We start from the raw sequence: 8121 nt of genomic DNA, 5'->3' as shown, positions 1-8121 counted from the left end.
AGCCTACATCCTGACCAAGGAAGAGGGCGGCCGCCACACCCCGTTCTTCACCAACTACCGTCCGCAGTTCTACTTCCGCACCACCGACGTGACCGGTGTGGTGTCGCTGCCGGAAGGTGTCGAAATGGTGATGCCGGGCGACAACGTGACCATGCAGGTCGAGCTGATCGCGCCGATCGCCATGGATGACGGCCTCCGCTTCGCCATCCGCGAAGGCGGCCGTACCGTCGGCGCCGGCGTCGTCGCCAGCATCTCCGCCTAAAGCGGAGACGCTGCGCATGCAGGGGTGTAGCTCAATCGGCTAGAGCACCGGTCTCCAAAACCGGGGGTTGGGGGTTCGAGTCCCTCCACCCCTGCCAGCGCGGCAGAAGATTATTAGAGGTTAGACGTAGCGTTCATGGCGAAGACCAGTCCCATCGAATTCCTGCGGCAGGTGCGCCAGGAGACCGCCAAGGTCACCTGGCCGACCCGCAAGGAAACCCTGATCACCACCGCAATGGTGTTCCTCATGGGTTTGGTCGCGGCCCTGTTTTTCTTCCTGGTCGATATGGTGCTCCGTTCCGGGGTGCAACTCGTCCTGGGTCTGGGAGGCTAAGGCGATGGCGAAGCGCTGGTACATCGTCCATGTCTATTCGAATTTCGAAAAGAAGGTTGCCCAGGCGATCCGCGATGCCGCGGCGCAGAAGGGCATGGCCGATCTGATCGAAGAGATCCTGGTGCCGACCGAGGAAGTGGTGGAGATCCGCCGCGGCCAGAAGGTGAATGCCGAACGCAAGTTCTTCCCCGGCTACGTGCTGGCGAAGATGGAAATGACCGACGAGACCTATCACCTCGTCAAGAATACGCCGAAGGTCACCGGCTTCCTGAGTTCGGCCGGCAAGCCGTCGCCGATCACGGAGGCCGAAGCCCAGCGCGTCGCCAACCAGGTCAAGGAAGGCGTCGAGCATCCGAAGCCGTCGGTGGTGTTCGAGGTCGGCGAGCAGGTCCGCGTCGCGGACGGCCCGTTCACCTCCTTCTCCGGCGTGGTGGAAGAAGTGGACGAGGAGCGCGCCCGCCTCAAGGTGGCGGTGTCGATCTTCGGCCGTGCCACCCCGGTTGAGCTGGAATACAGCCAGGTCGAGAAGGCCAGTTAAGGCAGAGTTCCCTGATTTCCCGGTCAAAAAAGCATTTGACCGGGGCCCCGCCGGGGCTTATAAGCGCCGGCTTCCGGGGTGGTAAACCCCGGTTTCGTCGTGTGGGAGGCGGTTTGGGCCTAAATTCGCCGGGCCTGTGACCACCGCACCGCGCAGTCTCCAACGGGAGCAAGTCTCCCATGTGAGCCAAGGAGTTAGAGATGGCGAAGAAGATTGACGGCTATATCAAGCTGCAGGTTCCGGCCGGCAAGGCCAATCCGTCGCCGCCGATTGGTCCGGCTCTGGGCCAGCGCGGCGTCAACATCATGGAATTCTGCAAGGCGTTCAACGCGCAGACCAAGGAACTGGAACCGGAAATGCCGATCCCGGTGGTCATCACCGTGTATTCGGACCGCTCCTTCACCTTCAAAACCAAGACCCCGCCGGTGACCTACTTCCTGAAGAAGGCCGCCAAGATCAAGTCGGGCGCCAAGGTGACCGGCCGCGAGAAGGTCGGTTCGGTGACCATGGATCAGGTGCGCGAGATCGCCAAGGCCAAGATGGAGGACCTCAACGCCCACGACATCGAAGCGGCTTCGCAGATGATCATTGGCTCGGCCCGTTCGATGGGCCTGGAAGTCACGGGCGCGTAAGGGGACTTGAAACATGTCTAAGGGCAAGCGCTACACCGCCATTTCCAAGACCGTCGATCCGGAAACCCGCTACGACCTGAACCAGGCCGTCAAGCTGGTGAAGGCCGCCGCCAAGGCGAAGTTCGACGAGACCATCGAGATCGCGATGAATCTCGGTGTCGATCCGCGTCACGCCGACCAGATGGTCCGTGGCGTCGTCACCATGCCGTCGGGCACCGGCAAGACCGTGCGCGTCGCGGTTTTCGCCAAGGGCCCGAAGGCTGAGGAAGCCAAGAAGGCCGGTGCCGATCTGGTTGGCGCCGATGATCTCGCCGAGATCATCAACGGCGGCAAGATCGAGTTCGACCGCTGCATCGCCACCCCGGATATGATGGCCGTGGTCGGCCGTCTCGGTAAGGTGCTGGGCCCGCGCGGCCTGATGCCGAACCCGAAGCTCGGCTCGGTGACCATGGACGTTGCCGGCGCCGTCAAGGCGGCGAAGGGCGGCCAGGTTGAGTTCCGCGTCGAGAAGGCTGGTCTGATCCATGCCGGTATCGCCAAGGCTTCCTTCACCGAGGAGCAGATCCTGGTGAACGTGAAGGCTTTCATCGATGCCGTGCTGAAGGCCAAGCCGACCGGCGTGAAGGGCCATTACGTGAAGAAGGTGGCGCTCAGCTCGACCATGGGTCCGGGCGTGCGCATCGAGCTTTCCAGTGCCATTGGCGGCGACACCGCCAAGGCCGCTTAAGCAGTATTGAGTTTCCCCCGCCGGTTCGCCCCGGCGGGGGCTTCATCCAAGCTTCGGCGCGGATGAAATCCTGTCCGAGACTGCAGGTATCCGATGGGCTCCGGCCCAACGATATAATGGTTAGTCCACCTGCATAGACAGTGATTAGGAACTTCCCGGCGGCCTAGGCCGCTTTGAAGGTTCGAGTCCTGGGACAGGCGAACCGGACGTATGGTTCGCCGTTTGACGTTCAGTCAGGCGTCGGCCGTGCGTTCAAGTGCAACAGGGTCGGAATGATCCGACCCGCGTTGAGGAGACGAGCAGTGGACCGTTCTCAAAAGAAGGAACAGGTAAGCACGCTCAACCAGGTGTTCGCGGACGCCAAGGTTGTTGTCGTCACTCAGAATAACGGTCTGACCGTGGCTCAGGTGACTGAGCTGCGCCGCCAGATGCGTGAAGCTGGGGCCAGTTTCAAAGTTGCGAAGAACCGGCTTGTCTGCCTCGCCCTCGAGGGCACGCCCTACACCCCGCTGAACAAGTTGTTCAAGGGGCCGACCGGCATTGCGTTTGCCAATGATCCGGTCGCGGCCGCCAAGGTCGCCGTGGAATTCGCCAAGAAGAACGACAAGTTCGTCGTTGTTGGCGGCGCCATGGGCGAAACCGTTCTGGATGCCGAAGGCGTGAAGACTCTGGCCAGCCTGCCGTCGCTCGATGAGCTGCGTGGCAAGCTGATCGGCCTGATCCAGGCTCCCGCCACCAAGGTGGCAGGCGTGGTCCAGGCGCCGGCGTCGCAGCTTGCGCGCGTGCTGCAGGCTTTTGCCTCGAAGGAGTGAGGTGGCACTAGCCACACACCGACACACAGTACCCAGAGATATCGAACCTACAGGAGACTAAAATGGCTGATTTGAACAAGATCGTTGACGAGCTTTCCGCTCTCACCGTGATCGAGGCCGCTGAGCTGGCCAAGCTGCTGGAAGAGAAGTGGGGCGTTTCCGCCGCCGCTCCGGTGGCCGTTGCCGCTGCTGGCGGCGCCGGCGCTGCTGCTCCGGCCGCTGAAGAGAAGACCGAGTTCAACGTGATCCTCGCTGACGCGGGCGCCAACAAGATCAACGTGATCAAGGAAGTGCGCGCGATCACCGGTCTCGGCCTGAAGGAAGCCAAGGACCTCGTCGAAGGCGCTCCGAAGGCTGTCAAGGAAGGCGTGAACAAGGACGAAGCCGCCAAGCTGAAGGCTCAGCTGGAAGGCGCCGGCGCCAAGGTCGAAGTCAAGTAATACGCTTAAGCGGCGGGAAGGGGCTGGCATGGCCCCTTCCCAAAGCCGCCGGTATCCGCTTCATGCTCCGGCCATCGCGGGTTTTCGATGGGACAACAGCGGTTTCGGAACTTGGGCGCGGCGATCGCCCGGCGGGATCATGGGCCCGTAAAATTCATCGCTTTCCGAAACCGTCCAGCGGCCTTTCCGTGCACCGTTCCCCCGGGCAATGGAAAGTGTCGCTTTCGCCATTTGGGATATGACATGACCGATACTGGACTGGCGCTGTCTTTCACCGCCCGCAAGCGCGTGCGCAAGAGCTTTGGCCGCATCCCCTCGATCGCCACGATGCCGAACCTGATCGAGGTTCAGAAGAGCTCGTATGAGAGCTTCCTGATGATGCATGTGCCGGCTGATCAGCGCGGCGATGCCGGCCTGCAGGGCGTGTTCAAGTCGGTCTTCCCGATCAAGGATTTCTCCGAAACCTCGTCGCTGGAATTCGTGAAGTACGAATTCGAGCCGCCGAAGTACGACGTTGATGAATGCATGCAGCGTGGCATGACCTTTGCCGCGCCGCTGAAGGTTACGCTGCGCCTGATCGTGTTCGAAGTGGACCCGGATACCCAGGCCAAGTCGGTGCTCGATATCAAGGAGCAGGATGTCTACATGGGCGACATGCCGCTCATGACCGACAAGGGCACCTTCATCATCAACGGCACCGAGCGCGTCATCGTTTCGCAGATGCACCGTTCGCCGGGTGTGTTCTTCGACCACGACAAGGGCAAGACCCATTCCTCGGGCAAGTATCTCTACACCGCGCGCGTCATTCCCTATCGCGGCTCCTGGCTCGATTTCGAATTCGATGCCAAGGACGTGGTGCATGTGCGCATCGACCGCCGCCGCAAGCTGCCGGTCACCACACTGTTCTTCGCGCTCGGCCTGACCCAGGAAGAGATCCTGGATGCCTTCTACAAGAAGGTTATCTACAAGCGCGACAAGAAGGGCTGGCGCACCGAATACAGTGCCGAGCGCATGCGCGGCGTGCGTCTCAATAACGACCTGATCAATGCCAAGACCGGCAAGGTGGCGGCGGAAGCCGGCACCAAGGTGACGCCGCGCCTGGCGCGCAAGCTGGCCGAGGAAGGCCTCAAGGAGCTGCTGGTCTCGCCGGCCGACATGGTGGGCAAGTACAACGCGCTCGACATCATCAACGAGGAGAGCGGCGAGATTTATCTCGAGGCTGGCGAAGAGCTGGACCTGAAGAAGATCGAGCTGCTGGAAGCCGCCGGCATCGAGCAGATCTCGGTGCTGGATGTCGACCACGTCACCATCGGTTCCTACATCCGCAACACCATGGTGGCGGACAAGAACCAGAGCCGCGAGCAGTCGCTGTTCGAAATCTATCGCGTGATGCGTCCGGGCGAGCCGCCGACGATGGACACCGCGGAAGCACTGTTCCACGGCCTGTTCTTCGATCCGGAGCGCTACGACCTCTCGGCCGTCGGCCGCGTGAAGATGAATGCCCGCCTCAGCCTCACCGCCGAGGACACCGTGCGCGTGTTGCGCACCGAGGACATCCTGGCCTGCGTCAAGACGCTGGTTGAACTGAAGGATGGCCGCGGCGACATCGACGATATCGACCATCTCGGCAACCGCCGCGTCCGTTCGGTCGGCGAGCTGATGGAGAACCAGTACCGCATCGGCCTGCTGCGCATGGAGCGCGCCATCCGCGAGCGCATGAGCAGCGTGGATATCGACACCGTGATGCCGCATGACCTGATCAATGCCAAGCCGGCGGCGGCGGCGGTGCGCGAGTTCTTCGGTTCCTCGCAGCTGTCGCAGTTCATGGACCAGACCAACCCGCTGTCGGAAATCACCCACAAGCGCCGCCTCTCGGCGCTTGGCCCGGGCGGTCTGACCCGCGAGCGCGCCGGCTTCGAAGTGCGCGACGTGCATCCGACCCATTATGGCCGCATCTGCCCGATTGAGACGCCGGAAGGCCCGAATATCGGTCTGATCAACTCGCTCGCCACCTATGCCCGCGTGAACCAGTATGGCTTCATCGAGAGCCCGTACCGCCGCGTGCGCGAAGGCAAGGTGACCGACGAGGTCGTCTACCTCACCGCCATGGAAGAGGGTAAGTATTCCATCGCCCAGGCGAATGTGCCGGTGGACCCGAAGGGCAAGCTGGTCGGCGAATTGCTGAACTGCCGCGTCAACGGCGACTTCCAGATGCTGCGCCCCGAGAGCGTCGATTTCATGGACGTGTCGCCGAAGCAGCTGGTTTCGGTCGCCGCGGCGCTGATCCCGTTCCTTGAGAACGACGACGCCAACCGCGCGCTGATGGGCTCGAACATGCAGCGCCAGGCGGTGCCGCTGATCCGCGCCGAAGCGCCGCTGGTCGGTACCGGCATGGAAGAAGTGGTGGCCCGCGATTCCGGCGCTACCATCGTTGCCAAGCGCTCGGGTGTGATCGACCAGATCGACGCCACCCGCATCGTGGTGCGCGCCAGCGACGAAGCCGACATGTCGAAGTCGAACGTCGACATCTACAAGCTGCTGAAGTTCCAGCGCTCGAACCAGAATACCTGCATCACCCAGCGTCCGCTGGTGAAGGTGGGCGATCAGGTGAAGGCCGGCGACATCATCGCCGACGGCCCCTCGACCGAGCTCGGCGAACTGGCCCTGGGCCGCAACGCGCTCGTCGCGTTCATGCCCTGGAACGGCTACAACTTCGAAGACTCGATCCTGATCTCCGAGCGTATCGCCAAGGATGACGTGTTCACCTCGATCCATATCGAGGAATTCGAGGTGATGGCCCGCGACACCAAGCTGGGTCCGGAAGAAATCACCCGTGACATCCCGAATGTCGGCGAGGAAGGCCTCAAGAATCTCGATGAGGCCGGCATCGTCTATATCGGCGCCGAAGTCGGCCCGGGCGACATCATGGTCGGCAAGATCACGCCAAAGGGCGAAAGCCCGATGACCCCGGAAGAGAAGCTGCTGCGCGCCATCTTCGGCGAAAAGGCTTCCGACGTGCGCGACTCGTCGCTGCGCGTGCCGCCGGGCGTTTCCGGCACCGTGGTGGAAGTGCGTGTGTTCTCCCGCCATGGCGTGGAGAAGGACGAGCGCGCGCTGGCCATCGAGCGGTCGGAAATCGAGCGTCTCGCCAAGGACCGCGACGACGAGCGCGCCATCATCGACCGCTCGATCTTCACGCGTCTGCGCGAGCTGCTGAACGGCAAGCAGGCTGACAAGGGCCCGAAGGGCTTCAAGGATGGCGGCAAGATCACCGAAGAGGTGCTTGATGAACTGCCGCATTCCGCCTGGTGGCAGATCAGCCTGAAGAACGAAAAGAACATGGCCGATATCGAGGCGCTGAAGAAGCAATACGATACCGCCATGGCCCGCATCCAGGCCCGTTTCGAGAGCAAGGTGGAGAAGCTGCAGCGCGGCGACGAACTGCCGCCGGGCGTGATGAAGATGGTCAAGGTGTTCGTTGCGGTGAAGCGCAAGCTGCAGCCGGGCGACAAGATGGCCGGCCGCCACGGCAACAAGGGTGTTATCTCCCGCATCATGCCGGAAGAGGACATGCCCTATCTCGAGGACGGCCAGCCGGTCGATCTGGTGCTGAACCCGCTCGGCGTGCCGTCGCGCATGAATGTCGGTCAGATTCTCGAAACCCATCTCGGCTGGGCCTCCGCGGGCCTCGGCAAGCAGATCGGCGAGACGCTGGACCGGGTGCGGCGCAACCACGCCAAGGCGGAAGACCTGCGCAAGGTGCTCAAGACCGTCTATTCGAAGCAGGAATACACCGACAAGGTGGCCGAGCTTTCGGATGACCAGATCATCGAGCTGTCTTCCAACCTGCGTCGCGGTGTGCCGATGGCCACTCCGGTATTCGATGGTGCCCATGAGCCGGACATCAACGAGATGCTGGAGAAGGCCGGCAACGACAAGTCGGGTCAGGTCACCCTGATCGACGGCCGTACCGGCGAGGCCTTCGACCGCAAGGTCACGGTCGGCTACATCTACATGCTGAAGCTGCACCACCTGGTCGACGACAAGATCCATGCCCGTTCGATCGGTCCGTACTCGCTCGTTACCCAGCAGCCGCTGGGCGGCAAGGCGCAGTTCGGTGGTCAGCGTTTCGGCGAAATGGAGGTCTGGGCGCTGCAGGCGTATGGCGCTGCCTACACCCTGCAGGAAATGCTCACGGTCAAGTCGGACGACGTGGCCGGTCGCTCGAAGGTTTACGAAGCCATCGTCCGTGGCGACGACAACTTCGAAGCCGGCATCCCGGAATCGTTCAACGTGCTGGTCAAGGAAATGCGTTCGCTCGGCTTGAATGTCGAGCTGTCGCAGCGTTCCTACTGATCCAGCGCCACAGGAGATTGA

8 protein-coding genes and 1 tRNA gene are annotated in these 8121 nt (G+C 62.3%); all 9 read left to right on the top strand.

The features are described 5' to 3' along the window. Positions 1-262 (top strand): EF-Tu C-terminal domain-related protein (locus tag V6B08_RS20545; protein ID WP_502258303.1); only part of this gene is annotated, 262 nt, incomplete at its 5' end. Positions 263-282: 20 nt separating this feature from the next. Then, positions 283-359: transfer RNA gene (locus V6B08_RS20540), tRNA-Trp, on the top strand. 38 nt (positions 360-397) lie between these two features. Next, positions 398-595 (top strand): preprotein translocase subunit SecE, encoded by a 198-nt coding sequence (gene secE / locus V6B08_RS20535; protein WP_341984471.1) that lies wholly within the window; start codon positions 398-400, stop codon positions 593-595. A 4-nt stretch (positions 596-599) separates the two neighbouring features. Further along, complete coding sequence (gene nusG, locus V6B08_RS20530; protein WP_341984469.1) at positions 600-1133, top strand: transcription termination/antitermination protein NusG; 534 nt, start codon at positions 600-602, stop codon at positions 1131-1133. 200 nt (positions 1134-1333) lie between these two features. Next, positions 1334-1765, top strand: coding sequence for a 50S ribosomal protein L11 (gene rplK, locus V6B08_RS20525; RefSeq protein WP_341984467.1), 432 nt, complete (start codon positions 1334-1336; stop codon positions 1763-1765). 13 nt (positions 1766-1778) lie between these two features. After that, on the top strand, positions 1779-2492 hold the full coding sequence (gene rplA, locus V6B08_RS20520; protein WP_341984465.1) for a 50S ribosomal protein L1: 714 nt from the start codon (positions 1779-1781) through the stop codon (positions 2490-2492). Positions 2493-2794: 302 nt separating this feature from the next. Beyond that, positions 2795-3304: a 50S ribosomal protein L10 gene (gene rplJ, locus V6B08_RS20515; protein WP_341984462.1), complete on the top strand. Its 510-nt coding sequence runs from the start codon at positions 2795-2797 to the stop codon at positions 3302-3304. Positions 3305-3366: 62 nt separating this feature from the next. After that, positions 3367-3744 (top strand): 50S ribosomal protein L7/L12, encoded by a 378-nt coding sequence (gene rplL, locus V6B08_RS20510; RefSeq protein WP_341984459.1) that lies wholly within the window; start codon positions 3367-3369, stop codon positions 3742-3744. A gap of 258 nt (positions 3745-4002) precedes the next feature. Further along, a complete protein-coding gene (rpoB, locus tag V6B08_RS20505; RefSeq protein ID WP_341984487.1) occupies positions 4003-8100 on the top strand; it encodes a DNA-directed RNA polymerase subunit beta in 4098 nt (1365 codons plus the stop codon). Positions 8101-8121 lie beyond the last annotated feature (21 nt).

It is taken from the genome of Ferrovibrio sp. MS7, from assembly GCF_038404985.1.
Classification (GTDB): domain Bacteria; phylum Pseudomonadota; class Alphaproteobacteria; order Ferrovibrionales; family Ferrovibrionaceae; genus Ferrovibrio; species Ferrovibrio plantarum.
This window is presented reverse-complemented; position numbering and strand designations above follow the sequence as displayed.